This window comes from Bradyrhizobium sp. 159, from assembly GCF_023073795.1.
In the GTDB taxonomy this organism is placed as follows: domain Bacteria; phylum Pseudomonadota; class Alphaproteobacteria; order Rhizobiales; family Xanthobacteraceae; genus Bradyrhizobium.
Genome location: NZ_JADPKE010000102.1, coordinates 25,151 through 44,745, shown reverse-complemented (window position 1 = coordinate 44,745; position 19,595 = coordinate 25,151). Strand labels below are relative to the sequence as shown.

Annotated in this window: 17 protein-coding genes; 9 read left to right on the top strand and 8 right to left on the bottom strand. The window is 63.4% G+C overall.

Annotation, left to right across the window (positions count from 1 at the left end):
• Positions 1-11: 11 nt before the first annotated feature.
• Entirely contained in the window at positions 12-1,571 is a 1,560-nt protein-coding gene (locus tag IVA96_RS32535; RefSeq protein ID WP_247281720.1) for a winged helix-turn-helix domain-containing protein, read from the bottom strand.
• Positions 1,572-1,941: 370 nt separating this feature from the next.
• On the opposite strand from IVA96_RS32535, the gene pcaB reads away from it, so the two are divergent.
• The 3 genes from pcaB (at position 1,942) to IVA96_RS32520 (ending at position 5,422) form a co-directional block, all read left to right on the top strand.
• Positions 1,942-3,303: a 3-carboxy-cis,cis-muconate cycloisomerase gene (gene pcaB, locus IVA96_RS32530; protein WP_247281719.1), complete on the top strand. Its 1,362-nt coding sequence runs from the start codon at positions 1,942-1,944 to the stop codon at positions 3,301-3,303.
• Between the two features lie 112 nt (positions 3,304-3,415).
• A complete protein-coding gene (locus tag IVA96_RS32525; RefSeq protein WP_247281718.1) occupies positions 3,416-4,672 on the top strand; it encodes an aminopeptidase in 1,257 nt (418 codons plus the stop codon).
• A 294-nt stretch (positions 4,673-4,966) separates the two neighbouring features.
• The gene (locus tag IVA96_RS32520; protein ID WP_247281717.1) at positions 4,967-5,422 is read left to right on the top strand and encodes a cupin domain-containing protein; all 456 of its coding nucleotides are present in this window, start codon (positions 4,967-4,969) and stop codon (positions 5,420-5,422) included.
• Between the two features lie 85 nt (positions 5,423-5,507).
• Here IVA96_RS32520 and IVA96_RS32515 read toward each other — a convergent pair whose 3' ends face one another.
• From IVA96_RS32515 to IVA96_RS32490, 6 genes are all read right to left on the bottom strand, one after another.
• A complete protein-coding gene (locus IVA96_RS32515) occupies positions 5,508-6,560 on the bottom strand; it encodes an amidohydrolase family protein (RefSeq protein ID WP_247421661.1) in 1,053 nt (350 codons plus the stop codon).
• Positions 6,561-6,670: 110 nt separating this feature from the next.
• The gene (locus IVA96_RS32510; protein WP_247282044.1) at positions 6,671-7,192 is read right to left on the bottom strand and encodes a hypothetical protein; all 522 of its coding nucleotides are present in this window, start codon (positions 7,190-7,192) and stop codon (positions 6,671-6,673) included.
• A gap of 73 nt (positions 7,193-7,265) precedes the next feature.
• Positions 7,266-8,210 (bottom strand): EamA family transporter, encoded by a 945-nt coding sequence (locus tag IVA96_RS32505; protein WP_247281715.1) that lies wholly within the window; start codon positions 8,208-8,210, stop codon positions 7,266-7,268.
• A 71-nt stretch (positions 8,211-8,281) separates the two neighbouring features.
• Complete coding sequence (locus IVA96_RS32500) at positions 8,282-9,097, bottom strand: MBL fold metallo-hydrolase (RefSeq protein WP_247281714.1); 816 nt, start codon at positions 9,095-9,097, stop codon at positions 8,282-8,284.
• Positions 9,098-9,204: 107 nt separating this feature from the next.
• Entirely contained in the window at positions 9,205-10,731 is a 1,527-nt protein-coding gene (locus tag IVA96_RS32495) for a permease (protein WP_247281713.1), read from the bottom strand.
• Positions 10,728-11,477 (bottom strand): ABC transporter ATP-binding protein, encoded by a 750-nt coding sequence (locus IVA96_RS32490; RefSeq protein ID WP_247282043.1) that lies wholly within the window; start codon positions 11,475-11,477, stop codon positions 10,728-10,730. Before IVA96_RS32490 ends, IVA96_RS32495 begins: the two co-directional genes overlap by 4 nt.
• A 253-nt stretch (positions 11,478-11,730) precedes the next feature.
• Between IVA96_RS32490 and IVA96_RS32485 the strand changes: the two genes are divergently transcribed.
• The 6 genes from IVA96_RS32485 (at position 11,731) to IVA96_RS32460 (ending at position 18,567) form a co-directional block, all read left to right on the top strand.
• The gene (locus IVA96_RS32485; protein ID WP_247281712.1) at positions 11,731-12,606 is read left to right on the top strand and encodes a branched-chain amino acid ABC transporter permease; all 876 of its coding nucleotides are present in this window, start codon (positions 11,731-11,733) and stop codon (positions 12,604-12,606) included.
• Between the two features lie 5 nt (positions 12,607-12,611).
• Positions 12,612-13,763, top strand: coding sequence for a branched-chain amino acid ABC transporter permease (locus tag IVA96_RS32480; protein WP_247281711.1), 1,152 nt, complete (start codon positions 12,612-12,614; stop codon positions 13,761-13,763).
• Entirely contained in the window at positions 13,760-14,518 is a 759-nt protein-coding gene (locus IVA96_RS32475; protein ID WP_247281710.1) for an ABC transporter ATP-binding protein, read from the top strand. Before IVA96_RS32480 ends, IVA96_RS32475 begins: the two co-directional genes overlap by 4 nt.
• Before the next feature lie 4 nt (positions 14,519-14,522).
• Positions 14,523-15,311 (top strand): ABC transporter ATP-binding protein, encoded by a 789-nt coding sequence (locus tag IVA96_RS32470; protein ID WP_247281709.1) that lies wholly within the window; start codon positions 14,523-14,525, stop codon positions 15,309-15,311.
• Positions 15,312-15,389: 78 nt separating this feature from the next.
• Positions 15,390-17,228, top strand: coding sequence for an AMP-dependent synthetase/ligase (locus tag IVA96_RS32465; protein WP_247281708.1), 1,839 nt, complete (start codon positions 15,390-15,392; stop codon positions 17,226-17,228).
• A gap of 139 nt (positions 17,229-17,367) precedes the next feature.
• The gene (locus tag IVA96_RS32460) at positions 17,368-18,567 is read left to right on the top strand and encodes an ABC transporter substrate-binding protein (RefSeq protein ID WP_247281707.1); all 1,200 of its coding nucleotides are present in this window, start codon (positions 17,368-17,370) and stop codon (positions 18,565-18,567) included.
• 295 nt (positions 18,568-18,862) lie between these two features.
• Here the strand turns inward: IVA96_RS32460 and IVA96_RS32455 are convergent, their stop codons facing one another.
• A complete protein-coding gene (locus tag IVA96_RS32455) occupies positions 18,863-19,594 on the bottom strand; it encodes a transglutaminase-like cysteine peptidase (protein WP_247421652.1) in 732 nt (243 codons plus the stop codon).
• Between the last annotated feature and the right edge of the window lies 1 nt (position 19,595).

Genomic DNA, 19,595 nt, shown 5'->3' with positions numbered 1-19,595 from the left:
GCTGTGGCGAGCTACCTCATCCCTGCGCGCCGCAATCCTTCCAGGTAATGCGCGCGATCCTCGTCGCGTAGCATCGGCAGCTCGCGCGTGATCCAGGCAAGCGAAATGCCGGGCTGGGCGCGGCGCAGGCCGTGCAGGGCGGACGCGGCAAGGGCCGCGTTTCCCGACATACCGGCCGCGGCTGTCAGCACACGATGCGCGCCGACGAAATCGCTGCGTTGCCGCAGCGATTCGCGCGCCATCTGCACGGCTCCTTCGTAGTCGCGGCCGATGAACCGGGCGTAGGCCGCAACTCCACCATAGATCCCGGCGAGCGGATCGCGCGGGCTCAGCCGCAACGCACGGCGCGCGGCGGCGTCGCCGTCCTGCCATCGTCCCGCGTAGCACAGCGTCACACCGTAGAAGGCGTACGCCATCGCGAAATTCGGATTGAGCTTGAGAGCCAGATCGAACTCCGCCAATGCGTCCTCGAAGCGGCGGCGGAACAGATAAGTATAGGCGAGGCCGTGATGCGCCCAGGCATCGTCGCGATCGGCTTCCACCGCCGCCAGCGCCGCGCGTTCGGCGACCGGCACGGTTGCAGCCATTTCCGCCCAGCCCATATGCGCACCGAAGATGCGGCTGGTCGCGAGCAGGCCCAGCGCCTTGCCATAGGCGGGATCGATCGCGATTGCCTTTTCCAGCAGCTCCTGCGCAGCGGCATTGTCCTCGCGCGTGATGCGCCAGTAACGCGACAATGCGCGCATCACCAGATCCCAGGCATCCAGGCTGCCCGGCGGCTTCTGCTGGGCGCGAAAGCTCTCGGCGGCGTAGAGCTGCGGTTCGATCGCCGCGACGATCGCCTCGGTGATCTCGTCCTGCACGGCGAAGACGTCGGCGAGCTCGCGGTCGTAGCGCTCGGCCCACAGATGGCTGCCGGTCGAGGCATCGTTGAGCTGCGCCGAGATACGCAGGCGCTCGCCGCTACGCCGCACGCTGCCTTCGATCACGTACCGCACGCCGAGCTCGCGTGCGACCTCGTGGACGTGCACAGCGCGCCCCTTGTAGACAAAGGACGAGTTGCGCGCGACGACGAAGAACCAGCGCAGCTTCGACAGGGCGGTGATGATATCCTCGCTGATGCCGTCGGAGAAATAGTCCTGCTCGCGGTCGCCGCTCATGTTGGTGAAGGGCAGCACGGCGATTGCGGGCCGGTCGGGTAGCGCGAGCGTGGTCTGCGCCAACGGCGCCGCGGGGCCGGGTTCCTGAACGGCCGCGCCGCGCTTTGCCTCGACGTCGCCAACGAAGCGAAAGCCCTTGCGCGCGATGGTGCGGATCAGCGCCTGGTTCGCGCCATTGTCACCGATCGCCTTGCGTGCCGCGTTGATCCGGCTGGTCAGCGTCGATTCGGAGACGCTGCGGCCGTGCCAGATCTTGTCGATCAGCTCACCCTTGCTGACCACCCGGTCGCGGTTCTCCATGAGATGCACGACTAGGTCAAAAACCTGAGGTTCCACGGCAACGGGAACCTGCTCGCGGCTCAGCTCGCGCCGGTCGGTATCGAGAAGATGGTCCCGGAACAGAAATTGCACGTCGAAAACTCAGTCCTCACAACGACATCAGGCAATACAAAAATTAAAATTGATTTCGACTTGAAACCTGTAAGTCCGACGAAGGGACTGTCAGGTTCACCACGATCGCGTGATGCCAACTATGCTGTTTTCGGATGGGAACACGACCTCGACAGAATGTGGAGGCTTGGCGCGGATTGCCGCTGGCTTAATCCGCAAGCGTAGCGACGTCGGCAGTGTCGGACATCTCCCCAGCGTCGTCTGGCGAATGCCCGGCGAATGCCCACGGGCATCCGCCAGGACGACATCGGTCGTATGGCAGGCATTGTCGAATAGCATGGCCCGCGTAAGCTGCCTTCACACAGAACACTCCAACCACGAAGAAATGCCCATGCCCGCTTTTCCCACTGGGACCACCGTGCTCGACTCCATGCTGTTCCGGGACGCCTTCGGCACGCCCGAGATGCGGGAGGTGTTCTCCGATATCGCGCTGGTGGCGCGCTATGCCGAGGTCGAGGTCGCGTTGGCGAAGGCAGAGGCCAGATGCGGCGTGATACCGCAGGACGCCGCCGATCAGATCGCGGCCCGGACCAATGTTGCCGCGCTCGATTTCGATCTGTTGCGGCAGGAGACCGACATCGTCGGCTATCCGATCCTGCCGTTGGTGCATCAGATGGTGAAGCAGTGCGGCGAGTCTGGCCGCTACGTGCATTGGGGCGCGACCACGCAGGACATCATGGACACCGCGGTGGTCCTGCAACTGCGTGCCGCGCTCGAAATCGTCGAAAGGGACATTGCCGAACTGCGCCGCATTCTTGCAGACCTGTCCAAGCGATATCGCGATACGCCGATGGCGGGCCGCACCCATCTGCAGCAGGCGCTGCCAGTGACGTTTGGCTACAAGACCGCGATCTGGCTCGCGATGTTCGACCGTCATGCCGGGCGTCTGACGCAGTTGAGGCCGCGCGTCCTGGTCGGCCAGTTTGCCGGCGCTGCCGGCACGCTGGCTTCGCTCGGCGACAAGGGATTCGAGGTGCAGGAGGCGCTTTGCGCCGAGCTGAAGCTCGGCGTTCCCGCCTCGACCTGGCACGTCGCGCGCGACGGCTTTGCCGAGGCCGTGAACTTCCTGGCGCTCGTCACCGGCTCGCTCGGCAAGATAGCGCTCGACATCATGATCATGGCTTCGACCGAGTTTGCCGAGCTCTACGAACCCTTCGTCAAGGGGCGCGGCGCCTCCTCCACCATGCCGCAGAAGCGCAACCCGATCTCCTCCGAACTGATGCTTGCGGCGTCCAAGGCGGTGCGCCAGCATGCAGGCCTGATGCTGGATGCGATGGTGCAGGATTTCGAGCGCGCCACCGGCCCCTGGCACGCCGAATGGATGGCAATCCCAGAAAGCTTCGTGCTGACCGCCGGCGCGCTGCACCAGGCGAAGTTTGCGCTCGCAGGCCTCATCGTGGACGAGGCGAAGATGAATGACAATCTCGCCATCAGCCGCGGCCTGATCGTGGCCGAAGCGGTCATGATGGGGCTCGCGCCGCAAATCGGGCGGCAGGAGGCGCATGACATGGTCTATGACGCCTGCCGGCTCGCCAATGAGAAAAGTCTCTCGCTGGCGGATGCGCTTTCATCCGACTCCCGCGTCTTGAACTGCATCGACCGTGCCACAATCGAGGCACTCACCTCGCCAAGAAATTACCTCGGCCTTGCGCCCGCCATGGTTGACCGGGTGCTGAAATCGGCAACGCGTTGAAAACCAATATGCGTGAAACTGCGTATCTCTCCCTGCCGCAAGGTGCTCGCGCACTTGCGCCTCGCGATCCTGGGCTTAGATTGAACGAGAGACTTTCGGCAGAGGGCCCCGTATGACTGATCACCGCAATTCCGCTACTCCCATCAATCCCGCGAAACTCGACCGGCTGGCCGAGGTGGCGGTGAAGGTGGGGCTGGGTTTGCGGCCGGGGCAGGATCTTCTTCTGACGGCGCCTGCGGTCGCACTGCCGCTGGTGCGGCGGATCGCCGTGCACGCCTACAAGGCCGGCGCCGGCATCGTAACGCCGATCCTGTCGGATGAGGAGATGACGCTGGCGCGCTACCGCCACGGCCACGACGATAGTTTCGATCGTGCTGCCGGCTGGCTGTATGAGGGCATGGCCAAGGCATTCTCGGACAACACCGCACGGCTCGCCATCGTCGGCGACAATCCGATGCTGCTGTCGGGCGAGGATCCCTCCAAGGTGGCGCGCGCCAGCAAGGCCAATTCCATGGCCTATCAACCGGCGCTGGAAAAAATCGTCAATTTCGATACCAACTGGAACATCATCGCTTATCCGAGCCCTTCCTGGGCCAGGCAGGTGTTTCCTGACGACCCTGAGGACGCCGCAATCGGCAAGCTCGCGGATGCAATCTTTGCGGCGTCCCGCGTCGACCGTGAGGACGCGATTAGCAATTGGGCGAGCCACAATGCGGTCCTGCGCGAGCGCACCAACTGGCTCAATGGCCAGCGTTTCCGCGCGCTGCAATATTCGGGGCCGGGCACCGACCTCACCATCGGACTTGCCGATGGCCATGAATGGGAAGGCGGCGCCTCGCTCTCCAAGAACGGCATCAGCTGCAACGCCAACATTCCGACCGAAGAGGTCTTCACCACGCCGCATTGCCGCCGCGTCTACGGCCACGTCGTGAGCTCGAAGCCGCTGTCTTACCAGGGCACCCTGATCGATAACATCTCGGTGCGCTTCGAGGACGGCAAGATCGTCGACGCAAAGGCCTCGCGCGGCGCGGAGGTGCTGAACAAGGTGCTCGACACCGACGAGGGCGCGCGCCGCCTCGGCGAGGTGGCGCTGGTGCCGCATTCCTCGCCGATCTCGCAGAGCGGACTGTTGTTCTACAACACGCTGTTCGACGAGAACGCGGCGTCCCACATCGCGCTCGGCCAGTGCTACTCGAAATGCTTCGTCAACGGCGCGCAGCTCACGCCGCAGCAGATCGCCGCGCAGGGCGGCAACCAGAGCCTGATCCATATCGACTGGATGATCGGCTCGGCCGAGACCGACATCGACGGCATTCTCGCCGACGGCAGCAAGGTGCCGGTGTTCCGCAAGGGCGAGTGGGCGAAGTAACCTGCTCACCTCTCCTGTAGGAGAGGTGAGCACCGCGATTGGCTGTCAGAACCTCGAGCGCGAGGAGCATCGATGACTCCCTCGCGCATTTTGTCGCACCCCCCGGCAAAGATGGGTTCACATAGTCCAATTGGCAGGAAATCACTGCGTTAACGCGCTTCGCGGCTTCAACTACGGCCGATTGTCGAGGCCTGCGTAAGGAAGAATTAAAAGCCGATCACTAGCGTCGCGAGGATCATTGAAACAGTCCGGGCTCCGACCCGGTCAAACTTATTTCATTCCCCGAGGAAACAGATGTCGCGCGCAATGATTGAGATCGGCAGTTGCAATGTGGATCTGGAGCTGCGGCCGATCGAGCCGTCCTGGATCATCGAGGGTAACCCGGTGTCGCGCTCGCGCGTCCTGTCCACCAGTGCCGACGGCACGGCCCAAACCATCATCTGGGCCTGCACCGAAGGGCGCTTCAACTGGTACTACGATATCGACGAGACGATCATGATCATGGAAGGATCGATCGTGCTCGAAAGCGACGGCATGCCGCCGAAGCGCTACGGCCCCGGCGACGTCATTTTCTTCCGCGACGGCGCGCATGCCAAATGGCATGTCGAAGGGCACGTCAAGAAGATCGCCTTCTGCCGCAAGACCAATCCCGTGATGATCGGCTTTCTGATCCGTGTGGTCAACAAGCTCAAGAAGATGTTCACCTCCAGCGGCGAGCGCCGTCCGGCCTCCTTGATGGGTGCCGGCTAGAGCCCGAACAATAACGTTTCAAGGACGCTTCCCAGCGGCCACGACGGAAGAGGGGCCGGGATCAACATCCCGGCCCCTCTTCTCGTCACGACGGCAGTTCGAGCTGATAGAAATCGATGGCGGTCTGCGAGAACAGCGCCGTCTTTTCGGCCTCGCTCAGGGCCGCCGCGATGCGCTTGAAGGCGTTGAAGATCACCTGATAGCTGCACTGGCCCTTGTCCGGCGGGAAATTGCTCTCGAACATCGCGCGCCTTGGGCCAAATGCCTCGATGCAGGTCTCGACATAAGGCCGCCAGGCTGCGGCAAGCTCCTCGGATGACGGCGGCTTCTCGCGCCGATGGAAGTCATAGCCGAGCAGGCACATCGCGAGCCCGCCGAGCTTAACCACCACGTTCTCGCATTTCGCGATCTCGCGGATCGAGGCGCGCCACTGCGAAAACACCTCCTCGCGCCGTCCCGCAAAGCGGCCGACGCCGGCGGGGCCGCCGCAATGGTCGAGCACGATCCGGGTGTCGGGGAAGGCGCGCGCAAGCTCGGTCAGTTCGCCGATCTGCGGATGAAACAGCCAGGCATCGAAGCTGAGGTTCAGCGGCGCGAGGCAGGCAAATCCCTTGCGGAAGGTCGGATCCTGCAAAAGGCCCTTCGGCCGGTTCGCATACATGCCGGCGACCACGGGGTCTTCGTCCCAGGCCGAGGAATGCCTGATGCCGCGGAAGCGGCCGTGGCCCGCCGCGATCTCCGCTTCCAGCACCGGCTTGGCCGCGTCGCCCAGCAGCAGATTGGCGTGGCTGACGATGCCCGCACAGATCGCCGCCTTGCCGTAACCACCGCTCGCGCTCATCGCCGCGACGCCGTTGGCGAACTCGACCTCGCCGACGGGCCGGAACGCCTCTGGCCCATGCGCACGATACATCGAGCGGCAATCGACATAGACGGTTGCGACGATGTTGTGGCCAGAGGCGATGTCGGCCGCCATCTCCTCGATCAGATAGCGGTGCCCGCGATTCCAGAGATGGTGGTGAGGATCGACGATCGGCCGGGGCGCATCGATGATCTCCTCCTGGTGCTGCGCAAGCCAGTCCTCGCGCGGCTCGACAAGCAGTCCGCTCGTATTGGCAGGCAATCCACTTGCGGTCATCGGCGTTCGCTCCCTCTGTGTTTGTGCTGGGAGCCTAGCACCTCATCTCGTCACGCGGCAGCGCGCGTCATGCAACCGCACCCGTCATCGCTAGCACAGCGGCACAGTCGTCAGCCCTCGCGCCGCTTTGCTTTCACATCGACCATCAGCCGCCAGTCCGCTACGGCGGTCGGCCTGACCTCCCCGAGCCAGTGAAAGGAATTGTCGGTAATCTCCGTAAAGCTCCAGCGCGTCAGCTCGCCGGCTTCGGTCGTGCCTTCCTGTACGATGGCGTCGCCGCGCGGACGGCCGATCTGCTGGCGGAACACGCTGCGGCCTGGATCGAACCAGGAAATCCGCCACGCGGCAATGGTTGGGTCATAGATACGCAGCGTCGTGCCGTACCAATTGCCGGCGATCGGAAAGGCCGGGCTGCCGGCGGGACGAGGAATCATCCAGACGTCCTGCACGGCGCGCCCCTCCAGTACCCAGCCGAAATGGATTTCGCCTGACGCTGTGTGTTTGGTTCCATCGAGCCCGTGGGCGGTGATTTCGGCGTCCCAGTCGCCGACAAAACGACCGTAAAGCTGCAGCGCCTCCGCGTGCTCTGGGTTCGGTCCGTCCGCATGCAACAATCTCGCAAAATCTGTCATGTCGATCTCCTCTTGCGAGGAGATCAGCATGAACGTGCCTTAGCGACTTGGAGAAAATTGCCGTCCGCGGTCGTCAGGTCTTGCGTGGCGACAGATGCCTCATGCCGCGATCGGTCGCATCGTTCGTTCGCCGGCTCGCTGAACGTTCCGCCAGCCAGATGACGATGATGGAGACAATGACGAGGACCGCGCCAAGCAGCATCAGACGTGAAAACGGCTCGCCCAGAATGACGGTACCGAGCAGCACTGCGATCACCGGGTTGACGAAAGTGTAGGTCGATACCAACGAGGTCGAGACGTTCTCCAGTAGCCAATTGTAGGCGACGAATCCGATCACGCTGCCTGAGATGATCAGCCAAAGCGCCGCGGCAAGCGAAGTCGGCGAGACGTCGCTCGGCCTGAAGCTTGGGATCTCGCCCGTCAGCCAACTGATTGCGAACAACACGGCACCGCCGATCGTAAGCTGCATGCCCGACAGCAGGACGGCGGACGCCTGGTGCGACATGCTCCGGGACAGGACGGTCCCGACCGACCATGACAAGGCCGCAGCCAGGAGAAGGACGACGGGAAGAATGCTGATGCCCGCCTGCTCGACGTTCTGCCACGCCACGAGACCAACGCCGAAGAAGCCGGGCACGAGCGCAAGCAGGGCGAGGGGTTTTGGTCGCTGATCGCCGGGGAACAAGACATCGATCAGCAAGATCCAGAACGGGATGGTAGCAAGAACGATCGCTGCCGCGCCCGAAGGAATCGATTGCTGGGCATAAGCGAGCACGCCGTGGCAGCCGACGAAGAAGAGCAGTCCGCAAAGGCTCGCCCGCGCCCACGCCTGCGAGGATACGTTTGCGACCTGCCCACCGCTCATCGCCAATAGCGCAATGCCGCCGCAGAACGAGCGGAGCGCCATCAGCAAAAATGGCGGGATCGATTCTAGGCCCAATGTGATGGCAAAGTAGGTGGAACCCCACAGCAAATATATCGCGGCGAATGAGCCGAGGATAGAAAATCGTCTGCTCATGATTGCTCCGACCAAGGATGATCTTGAAGCAAACCAAGTCAGAGGACGTTCATGTGTTCCGGCTTCGCGCGTCAGACCCCGTCGAGGATGATCACGGTCGGCTTCGACGGCAGAGCATCCCGCGAGATCCGGAACGACCGCTCGATGCGCTGGTCGATCTCGAACTGCTGGCCGATCCGGCGCATGAAAGTGTCGAGCGGGGTGGCGAAGCGGTGCATCGGCAGCACCACCGAGGCGCGCAGCCGTTTCGTGATCTCGGAGATGCCGTCCAGCGACATGGTATAGGTGCCGTCGATCGGCACCATCACGATGTCGAGCCGCCCGATCTGGGCGAAATGGCTGTCGTCGAGCTTGTGATGAAGATGACCCAGATGACCGATGCAGAGGCCGGCGACCTCGAAGATGAAGATCGAGTTGCCGTCGCGGATCATGTCGGCGCCAGTATCGTCGCCGAAATAACGGCGGATGTCGGTGGTGACGTTGCGGATGAAGGTATCGCCGATGCGCTCCGATACGATCGCCGGCTGGCCGTCCACGCCCCAGCCGTGCAGCACATGGGGAATGCGCTTGTCCGGGAATAGGGTGTAGTGCGTGCTGTGCGCACGGTTCATGGTGACCACATCGGGCAGCGGTCCCACCTGATAGGCGCCGCTATAGTCGGTGGCGATGCGCAGGCCCCCGGGCGTATCGATGAAATAGGTGGAGTGGCCGGCATAGGTGATCTCGACCTCGGCTGAGCCGGCGGCCTGCCGGAACGCGACCGGCAGCGCGCGCGGCGTCGCGTTGGCCATCGCCAGGCATTCGCTGCGTTGAGGTGGCTGTTGGGCGAGGGCAGGTGCGAGGGATACGCCGAACAGCGCCAAAGCCGCCGAAACCAGTCGCCACATGCATCCGTCTCCGATGACTTCACGAGAAAGTCTAGCGTGCAATGCGGCGCGTGGCCAATGGGCTGCGATCAACAGCGCGTCAGTGTCGCACCTTTCGCTAGCGTGGCTTATTCACGCCGCGGGCTGAACTTCCAGGTGATGGCAATGAGGCTAGCCGTGATCAGGCCGCTGATAAGGCCGGCGATGGGGAGAGCGAGCAGCAGCGCCGCAGTCGCGGCCCAACCGATCGAGGAGAAGGCTTCGGCAAAAGTCGCAAGCCGCGAGGAGGTCTGGCGGCGGCGGAATTGGCTGCGCCGGGCCTGCACCCGGAACCAGAGCTGGATCGCGGTGGCGGAGGCCGCACTGATAATGATTGCGCCGGCGCTAATTGCCGCCTGGATTGGCGAGGCGAAGGCCAGCGCCGCCACCAGAGGGCAGAAGATCACGGCGGTCGCGATCAGCACCACCTCGATCTTGGCACGGATGACGCTGGATGGCGTCAGCGGCGCGGTCGCGACCAGGTCGGGCGCGTCCTCGCCCGAGATGGTCAGCCAGGCAAGCCCGCCGGCAAGCTGTCCGGCCGCCATCACGATGACAGGCGTGATCAGCGTCAGCGCTGCCGAGCTGTCGGCAAAATTTCGCCAGAGCAGCAGCGCCGGCGGCACCAGATAGAGCAACTGCATCAGGGTCTGCGAGATCAGCCAGGGATCGCGCCAGAGCAGCGAAAATTCCTTGCGCCGCAGCGCCTGCTGCCGCGATCCGCCGCGGAATGGGCGCTCCTTCGCGCGCACGCGGCCGGATGCGCCATACGCCGCCGCATCGATGGCGGTATCGGCAAAGCGGCCCGAAAAGATCGCCATGACGCTTCCGAGCAGCACGAGCCCGAGCGCGAGAAGCAGCAACAGCGCCTCGCAGTCGCCCATGGTCGCCCGCGCCGGCCACCACCAGATGCTGTCGACATCAGGCGCGTAGGCGGCGAGGCTACCCGAGGTCAGGATGGTGAAGCGCGACAGCGTGCCGTAGGACATGATCGCGGCGACCTGAAGCGCGATCACGAAGCCAGCGCCGATGACCGCGGCGAGGATCTGGGCGATCAAGCGCGTCCGCGCCGGCCCGATCAGCCGAAACAGGAGAATGGTGACGGCAATCGCGATCGCCGCCGCCGACAGGCCCATCGCGACCACGACGCCCAACGCGCTGAGCCATCGCGCACCGCCGCCGATCACCAGCACGTCGATGAAGGGCGTCGAGAACAGCAGCGCCATCACCGTGACGGTCAGCGCGATCGCGGCAATGCGGACCGAGAACAGGTTGGCCAGCCTCGCCGGCGAGGACATGATGAGGTCGAGATCGGCACGGGCGTAAAACACCCGTGTCACCGATTCGATCGCCTGCGACAGCATCAAGCTCCAGGCCAGAAAGATCGTCGCCGAGATCACGATCAGCGAGGCCTTATCGAGCGGCAGTTGCAGATCGGCGAAGCGGCCGATCACCGCCCAGGCCGGCACGTGCAGGAGTGCTGCGAAGAACAACAGGCCGATGACGGCGGCGCGCGCTCGCTTGCGCTGGCCGCCGGTCATCATGGCAAACCATTCGCGCCAGGCGAGCCGGAGCTCGTGACGAGCGAACCAGGAGAACGCGGTCGCCGAGCTCATGCGGCGTCCGGAAACGTCACCAGCGCGATGAAAAGGTCTTCCAGGCTGGTATTGTCATGGCCGTTCTGCCGGCGCAGTTCGTCAAGCGTGCCTTCGGCGACCAGATGGCCCGATGCGATCACGCCGATGCGGTCGGCCATGCGCTCGGCGACCTCGAGAATATGCGTGGTCATGATGACGGTGCAGCCGGCGCGGACGCGCTCGCTGAGGAGGCCCTTCACATGGCGGGCGGAAACGGCATCGAGCCCCGTCAGCGGCTCGTCGAGGATGATGAGGCGGGGATCGTGCACCAGCGCGCCGGCCAGCGCCACCTTCTGGCGCATGCCTTTGGAAAAGCCTTCGCAGCGTTCGTGCCGATGCGACTCGAGGCCCAGCGAGCCGAGAAGCTCCTGCGCAACCGGTTCCGAGCTGGACGGCGCGATACCCCAGAGACCGGCGACGAACTCGAGATATTCAAGCGGCGTCAGCTTGTCGTAGATCATCGGCTCGTCGGACACCCATGCCATCATCTGCTTGGCGGCGACCGGATTTTGGAGCGCATCGATGCCGAAGATCGAGACGCGTCCGGCATCGGGCCGCAGCAGGCCTGCGACCATGCGCAGGGTGGTGGTTTTGCCGGCGCCGTTAGGGCCGACCAGGGCATAGAATTCGCCGGCATGAATGGTGAGATCGAGGCCATCGACCGCCAAACGGTCAAAACGCTTCGTTAACCCCAGGACTTCCAGCGCCGAGCTGTCCGGCTTCATGACGGCCACACCATCCGGTTTTGCATCGTCCGCGACCATGACTTTAAGATGTTTCGGCACCGTGAATCTACGGCCGACAAATTCCGTTATCCTAAAGGCAAGTGTCCGTTTGTTGACAGCGCTTGGCGGTTCAGGCTGAATTGGCCTCGGACAAATGGCGCTGACGCAGCGAAACGACTGCGTAGCGACTGGACACAAGATGCAACAAGGCGGTCAGGAAGAACCGTTGGTTGCGTCGGGAGGATGCGCGGCGATGCTGGATTTCGTTCAGCAGCTGGTCAGCGGTGTTGCGCTCGGCTGCGTCTACGGCCTGATCGCGCTCGGCTTCGTGCTCGTCTACAAGGCCACCGAGGTCGTCAATTTCGCCCAGGGCGATCTGATGATGCTCGGCGGCTTCTTCGCCTTCACCTTCATCGGCATGATGGGTCTGAACTACTGGATCGGCTTTGCCGGTGCCGTGGCCGCCATGGCGCTGTTCGGCATGCTGGCGGAGCGCGTGGTGGTGCGGCCGATCCTCGGCTATCCACAATTCTCCATCATCATGGCGACGATCGGCCTCGGCTATTTCCTGCGCTCGATCGCCGGCATGATCTGGGGCACCGACGATTTGAAAATCGAGACCCCCTTCAGCCAGGGGGTGCTGCGCATGGGCTCTCTGGTCCTTGCCTACGACAAGCTCTCGGTGATCGCAGCAACAATGATCCTGTGCGCGCTGCTGTGGCTGTTCTTCAACAAGACCACGCTTGGCACTGCGATGCGCGCCAGTTCCGAGAACATGCTGGCGGCCTATTACATGGGTATTCCGGTCAAGCGCGTGGTGTCGATCGTCTGGGCCATTAGCGCGGCGGTCGCCACCTGCGCCGGCGTGCTGCTGGCGCCGATCACCTTCATCCATTCCAATGTCGGCCTCGTGCTCGGCCTGAAGGCCTTTCCGGCCGCCGTGCTCGGCGGCTTCGGCTCGATCCCGGGCGCGGTCGTCGGCGGCGTGCTGATCGGCGTGATCGAGAGCATGGCCGGCTTTTATTTGGCCGAAGGTTGGAAGGACGTCGCACCCTACATCGTGCTGCTCGCCGTGCTGCTCTTGAAACCTGAAGGCCTGTTCGGCCTCCACGTCCGCAAGAAGGTCTGAACGCCATGCGCTTCCTGTTCAAGACCGATTATGAGGACGACATCAAGCTGTTTCCGCATTCGGGCTACGTCGCCACCTATGGCGTCCTGCTCGCACTGCTGCTGATCGCGCCCTATCTGCTCTCCAGCTACCTGATGAGCCAGCTCGTCTTCGTCTGCATCTATGCGACCGTCGGCGTGGCGCTGCTGATCCTGACCGGGTTTACCGGCCAGGCTTCGCTCGGGCACGCAGCGTTCCTCGCGATCGGGGCCTATACAGCGGCGTATTTGCAGAAATACAACGTGCCGTTCCCGGTCTACTTCCTCGCTGCCGGAGTTTTGACCGGGATCATCGGCGCGATGGTCGGCTTTCCCGCCCTGCGCCTGACAGGCATCTATCTCGTCATCGCCACCATCTCCTTTGCCTTGATCGTCGAGGAGATCCTGGCGCGCTGGGAGAGCGTCACCAACGGCAATGAAGGCATGCGGGTCAAGACGCTATCGCTGCTCGGCGTCACGGTCCCGCGCGACAGCCCGACCTTCTATTACCTCTGCCTTGCCGTGCTGGTGCTGACCATCGTCGGCACGCTCAATCTGCTGCGCTCGCCGACGGGCCGCGCCTTTGTTGCGATCCGCGACTCCGAGACCGCGGCGCGCAGCATGGGCGTCAATGTTGCGCTCTACAAGGTGAAGTCCTTTGCGATCTCGGCGGCGATCACCGGTTTTGCCGGGGTGCTGTTCGCGCACAAGCTCTCGTTCATCTCGCCGGAGATGTTCACGCTGCAGCTCTCGATCGAGTTCATCATCGTGATCCTGATCGGCGGCGCCTTCAGCCTGCACGGCGCGGTTCTGGGCGCGATCTTTATCGTGATGATCGATCCGTTCCTGACTTACCTCAAGGACGACATGCCCGGCATTATCGCCGGCATCGCCGCGACATTTGGTGCGAGCTCGGCGACTGCGGGCAACATTCAGTCCAAGGTCGCAGCCTTCGCCTCGCTCAACGGCCTGAAAGGCGCGATCTACGGCGTCATCATCGTGCTGTTCGTGCTGTTCGAGCCGCTCGGCCTCTACGGCCGCTGGCTCAAGATCAAGCTCTTCTTCCAACTGTTCCCGCTCTACAAGCGCGCCACCTTCAAGCGGCAGAAGATCTACGTGAAATCGGAGCGCAACCGATGAGCTATTTCCGCGCCGAGAACCTGTCGCTGCACTTCGGCGGTCTCAAGGCCGTCGATACGGTCTCGTTCGCGATCGAGAAGGGCGAGATCCTCTCGATCATCGGTCCCAACGGCGCCGGCAAGAGTTCGATCTTCAACCTGATCTCGCGCATCTACCGGCCGACGTCGGGCCGCATCTTCTTCGAGGACCAGGACATCACCGAACAGCCGCCCTACGACATCGCCAAGCTCGGTATTGCCCGCACCTTCCAGAACATCGAGCTGTTCGAGAACGCGACCGTGCTCTCCAATCTGCTGGTTGGACGCCACCGCCATTCCACCACCCAACTCTGGCAGGAGCTGCTGTTCCTGCCGAGCGTACGGGCCAACGAGAAGGTGCACCGCCGCCGGGTCGAGCAGGTGATCGAATTCCTCGATCTCGAACCCTATCGCGACAAGCTGATCTCGGGCCTTCCCTATGGCGTGCGCAAGGTGATCGAGCTGGCGCGCGCGCTGTGCTCGGAGCCGAAGCTGATCCTGCTGGATGAGCCGTCCTCCGGCCTCAATGTCGAGGAGACCGACGACATGTCGTTCTGGATCCGCGACATGAAAAACGAACTCGGCGTCACCGTGCTTATGGTCGAGCACGACATGTCGCTGGTGAACCGCGTTTCCGACCGCGTCATTGCTCTCAACTATGGCCGGGTGCTGGCGATGGGCTCTCCGGCCGAGGTGCAGCAGCACCCCGATGTCGTCGCCGCGTATCTGGGAGCCTGAGTCGATGGATGCGACCGCGACACCCGAGACCATCTTGAAACTCTCGAACATCGAGAGCTATTACGGGCCGATCATGGCGATCCGCGGCATCTCGCTGGAGGTACCGCGCGGCCGCATCGTCACGCTGCTCGGCGCCAATGGCGCCGGCAAGACCACAGTGCTCAAGACCATCTCCGGCATCCTCGATCCGCAGAAGGGCGCGATCGAGTTCATGGGCAAGCCGATCCAGCGCATGGAAGCCGACAGGATCGTGCGGCTCGGCCTCAGTCACGTGCCGGAGGGGCGCGAAGTCTTCCCGTTCCTCTCGGTGCGCGAGAACCTGATGATGGGCGCCTATCCGCGCCGGGACCGTGACGGCGTCGCGGAAGATCTGGAGCGCGTCTACGGCTATTTCCCGCGCCTGAAGGAGCGCATCAACCAGCCGGCCGGTCAGCTCTCCGGCGGCGAGCAGCAGATGTTGGCGATCGGCCGCGCCCTGATGAACCGGCCGACGCTGCTCCTGCTCGACGAACCCTCGCTCGGTCTGTCGCCGCTGATGGTGAAGGAGATCTTCACCATCATCCGCCGCGTCAACGAGGAGCAGCGCATGTCGATCCTGCTGGTCGAGCAGAACGCCAAGGTGGCGCTGGAGACCGCGCATTACGGCTATGTCCTGGAGATCGGCCGGATCGTGATGAACGACACCTGCGACCGCTTGATGCATTCCCAGGACATCCAGGAATTTTACCTTGGCGCCAAGGAAGTGGGCGCTAGAGGCGAACGGCGCTGGAAAAAGAAGAAAACGTGGCGTTAGATGGACGAGCCCCTCCGCAAGACATAGACCGCCGGCAAGGCAGGCGACGGAGGGGATCGCGACAAGGAGGAGAGGTGCATGGCCCGACCGGCGGTGCTGACGGTCGCTGATACGATCGCGAAGAGCTTCCTGTGCGCCGTCGAGACGCGGGGCGACAGGCCGGCGATCCGCGAGAAGAAGTTCGGCATCTGGCAGCCGACGAGCTGGCGCCAATGGCTGGATATCTCAAAAGAGGTCGCCTATGCGCTTCGCGCGATCGGCTTCATGCCCGGCGACGTCGCCTCCATCATCGCCAATGCCGTGCCCGAATGGGTCCATGCCGACATGGGCATCCTGTGCGCCGGGGGCGTCTCCTCCGGCATCTATCCCACCGACGCATCGTCCCAGGTCGAATATCTCGTCAACGACTCCAGAACAAAGGTGATCTTCGTCGAGGACGAGGAGCAACTCGACAAGGTCCTCGCCTGCCGGGCGCGCTGTCCTACCTTGCAGAAGATCATCGTGTTCGACATGGAGGGCCTCGGCGGTTTCTCCGACGACATGGTGATGTCGCTCGACGAGTTCCGCGCGCTCGGCCGCAACCACATGGTCGGCCGCGAGGCGCTGTGGCAGGAGATGATCGACAGCCGCGGCGCCGGCGATCTCGCGATCCTCGTCTACACGTCGGGCACGACAGGTCCGCCGAAAGGCGCGATGCATGCCAACCGCAGCGTGACGCATCAGATGCGGCACGCCAGCGACTTCATTCCCGCGCAAGAGGACGAGGACCGGCTGATCTTTCTGCCGCTCTGTCACGTTGCCGAGCGCGTCGGCGGCTATTACATCTCGGTCGCGCTCGGCTCGGTGATGAACTTTGCCGAGAGCCCGGAGACCGTGCCCGATAATTTGCGCGAGGTGCAGCCGACCGTTTTCCTCGCAGTGCCACGGATCTGGGAAAAATTCTATTCCGCGATCACCATCGCGCTGAAGGATGCGACGCCGCTCCAGCAATGGGTCTATCGCCGCGCCATCGGCATCGGCTACCGCATGGTCGATTGCCGGCTCGAGGGCAGGAGGCCGCCGCTGATGCTGCGCCTCGCCAACCGTCTCGCCTATCGCGTCGCTTTCCGCAACATTCGCCGCATGATTGGGCTCGACCGCTGCCGCATCGCCTTCACCGGCGCCGCGCCGATCGCCCCCGAACTGATCCGCTGGTATCTCGCGCTCGGCATCGACATGCACGAAGTCTATGGCCAGACCGAGAATTGCGGGGTTGCCACCATGATGCCGGCGGAGCGGATCAAGCTCGGCTCGGTCGGCACGGCCGTCCCCTGGGGTGAGGTCGTGCTGTCGCCCGACGGCGAGATCCTGATCAAAGGCGACTTCCTGTTCATGGGCTACCTGAACCAGCCGGAGAAGACCGCCGAAACCATCGATTCCCGCGGCTGGCTGCACACCGGCGACGTCGGCACCATCGACAATGAAGGCTTCGTCCGCATCACCGACCGGATGAAGGACATCATCATCACCTCGGGCGGCAAGAACATCACGCCGTCCGAGATCGAGAACCAGCTCAAATTCTCGCCCTACATCTCGGACGCCGTGGTGATCGGCGACAAGCGGCCCTATCTCACCTGCCTCGTCATGATCGACCAGGAGAATGTCGAGAAATTCGCGCAGGACCACGACATCCCGTTCACCAATTATGCCAGCCTGTGCCGGGCGACGGAGATTCAGGACCTGATCTGGCGCGAGATCGAACAGGTCAATGGCAATTTTGCCCGCGTCGAGACCATCAAGAAGTTCTACCTGATCGAGCGCCAGCTCACTCCGGAAGACGAGGAACTGACGCCGACCATGAAGCTGAAGCGCGGCTTCGTGAACAAGCGCTACGCTGCCGAGATCGAGGCGATGTATCGCCAGCGTGCGGTGGCGTGACTCACATGCCCCCGGAAGAGTGGGAGTCGGTTTCCCGACGGGGCATGTGCAGAAAAGAAAAGCGAGCCCATTCAAGCAAGCGGAGGAGCGATGGCCCTCGCCCTTCGTCCAACACGGGCCTTTAGGAGAGGAGACGTCAATGTCGAAATCGTTCAGCGCGTTCGGCCTTGCTGTGAGTGCCGTGGTGCTCACCTGTCTGCCGGCCGCGGCGCAAACCAAGGTCACCAACGAAGGCATCTCGGCATCCGAGATCGTTATCGGCACTCACCAGGACCTGTCGGGACCGATCAAGGGTTGGGGCGTCCCGGTTGCAAACGGCATGAAGATGGCGACCGAGGAGATCAATGCGTCCGGCGGGATCAACGGCCGCAAGATTCGACTGGTCATCGAGGACAGCGGCTATGATCCGAAAAAGGCCGTGCTGGCGTCGCAAAAACTGATCGAGCGCGACAAGATCTTCGCGATGGTGGGACCTATGGGATCACCGACGGTCCTCGCCGCGCAGGACATCCTCTTCGACGCCGGCGTACTGCAGCTCTTCCCGCTGACGGCGGCCGAGTTCACCTTCAAGTTCGATCCGGCCAAGCCGCAGGAGCGACTGAAGTTCAACAACCTGTTGCCTTACGTCGAGAGCACGCGGGCCGCGCTGAAATACATGATGGAGTGGAAGGGCTTCAAGAAGCCCTGCATCATGCATCAGGATGACGAGTACGGTAAGAACGTGCTCGACGGCTTCAACCAGCAGCTCACCGCGATGAAGGCTCAGCCGGCTTCGATCACGAGCTACAAGCGCGGCGCCTCCGACTTCAGCGCGCAGATCGCCAAGATGAAGTCCGACGGCTGCGACCTCGTCGTGCTCGGCACCGTGCTCCGCGAGACCATAGGAGCGATGACCGAAGCCAAGAAACTCCGCTGGGACGTCACCTTCCTCGGTGCCACGCCGACCAACGTGATGGAGGTGCCGATGCTCGGCAAGGAAGCCGTCGAAGGTCTCTACGCCGCCAGCGGCTTCGAGATTCCCTACGAGGACACCGCCAAGGGCAAGGTCAAGGACTGGCTGGTGAACTACAAGAAGATGTTTGGCACCGACGCCAACACGCAGGCGATCATCGGCTACAACGCGGTGATGACGTTTGCGTTCTACGCGGAGAAAGCGGGCAAGGATCTCACAGGTCAGAAGATGCTGGACGCGCTCGAGTCGGGCGAGAAATTCCTCGACATCTTCAACTCGCCCCCGACCAAGTTCTCCAAGACCGATCACCTCGCCAACACGATCACCCAGGTACAGCAGGTCAAGGGCGGCCGTTGGGTGCTGGTGAAGGACAATCTGATGTTTTGATGCGCTCGCTCTTGCCGCGCGAACGGTGCACCCTCTCCCCTCGTCGGAGAGGGTCGCTTCGCGAATGCGAAGCCGGGTGAGGGGTTCTATTCTCACGAACAGTCTTGCGAGCGCAGACAGACCCGGCGCTTCGCGCCACCTTCTGCCGCAGGAGAGAAGGAAGAAAGCGCGACCGGCTACGATCCCCCACCCGCCGTCCCCGAATTCACCGGGGCCAGTTCGTCCTCCCGGCAACGCCAGCCGTCGGGCAGCGCCTTGCGCCGGCCCGTTGTCTTCATGCGCGCTACAAAGTGGATCACCGCGGCTCGGTGGCTGCGATCGAGAACCGCGCGGGTTCGTCGACATATTTCATCACGGCCGACTGGTAGAGCACGAACAGCGGCTGGTAGCTCCGCGCAGCGTCGTCCTCGACCATCGCCATGCGGCGGTTGTCGAGCATCAGCCAGTGGCCGTCGAGCCGCGCGGCGGCCACGGCATGCGCCTCGCCGGCGCGGGTGTCGCGCACCACGACGATGCGGAGGTCTTCAGCGGCAATGCCGGCGAGCCGCAGTGCGGCGAGCTTGGCAATAGCGTAGTCTTCGCAATCGCCGGCGCCGCGCTGGAAGGTCGCAAGCGGCGAGCTCCAGACGTCATTGGTGCCGTCATTGACGGCCCGGATGGCGAAGTTGACGGCGCGGTTGGCCTCGCCCAGCCGCGCACGGCCGTCGCGATCACGAGCCTGGTCGACGATGGCGAGCAGCTTCAGGGCCGCAGGCGATGCGCAATTGTCCCGATCGCCATCGCACAGCGCGAGCTGCACCATGTCGTCGTCGAGCTTGTCCTTCAGCGCGAGCCATTTCCGTTGCAGGCCGCCCGACGAGATGGCGAAGGCGAACACGCCGAAGGGCTCGGCGGATTTGCGCACAAGGACGCCGGCGCCGGGCGACAGCAGCGTGCCGGCGCGAAGCTCGGCGGCCGATCCGAGCAGGACCAATCCGCACATAACAAGGATTGCGCGCCAAGCGCGCCAGCGACCAGCGGTCTCCATC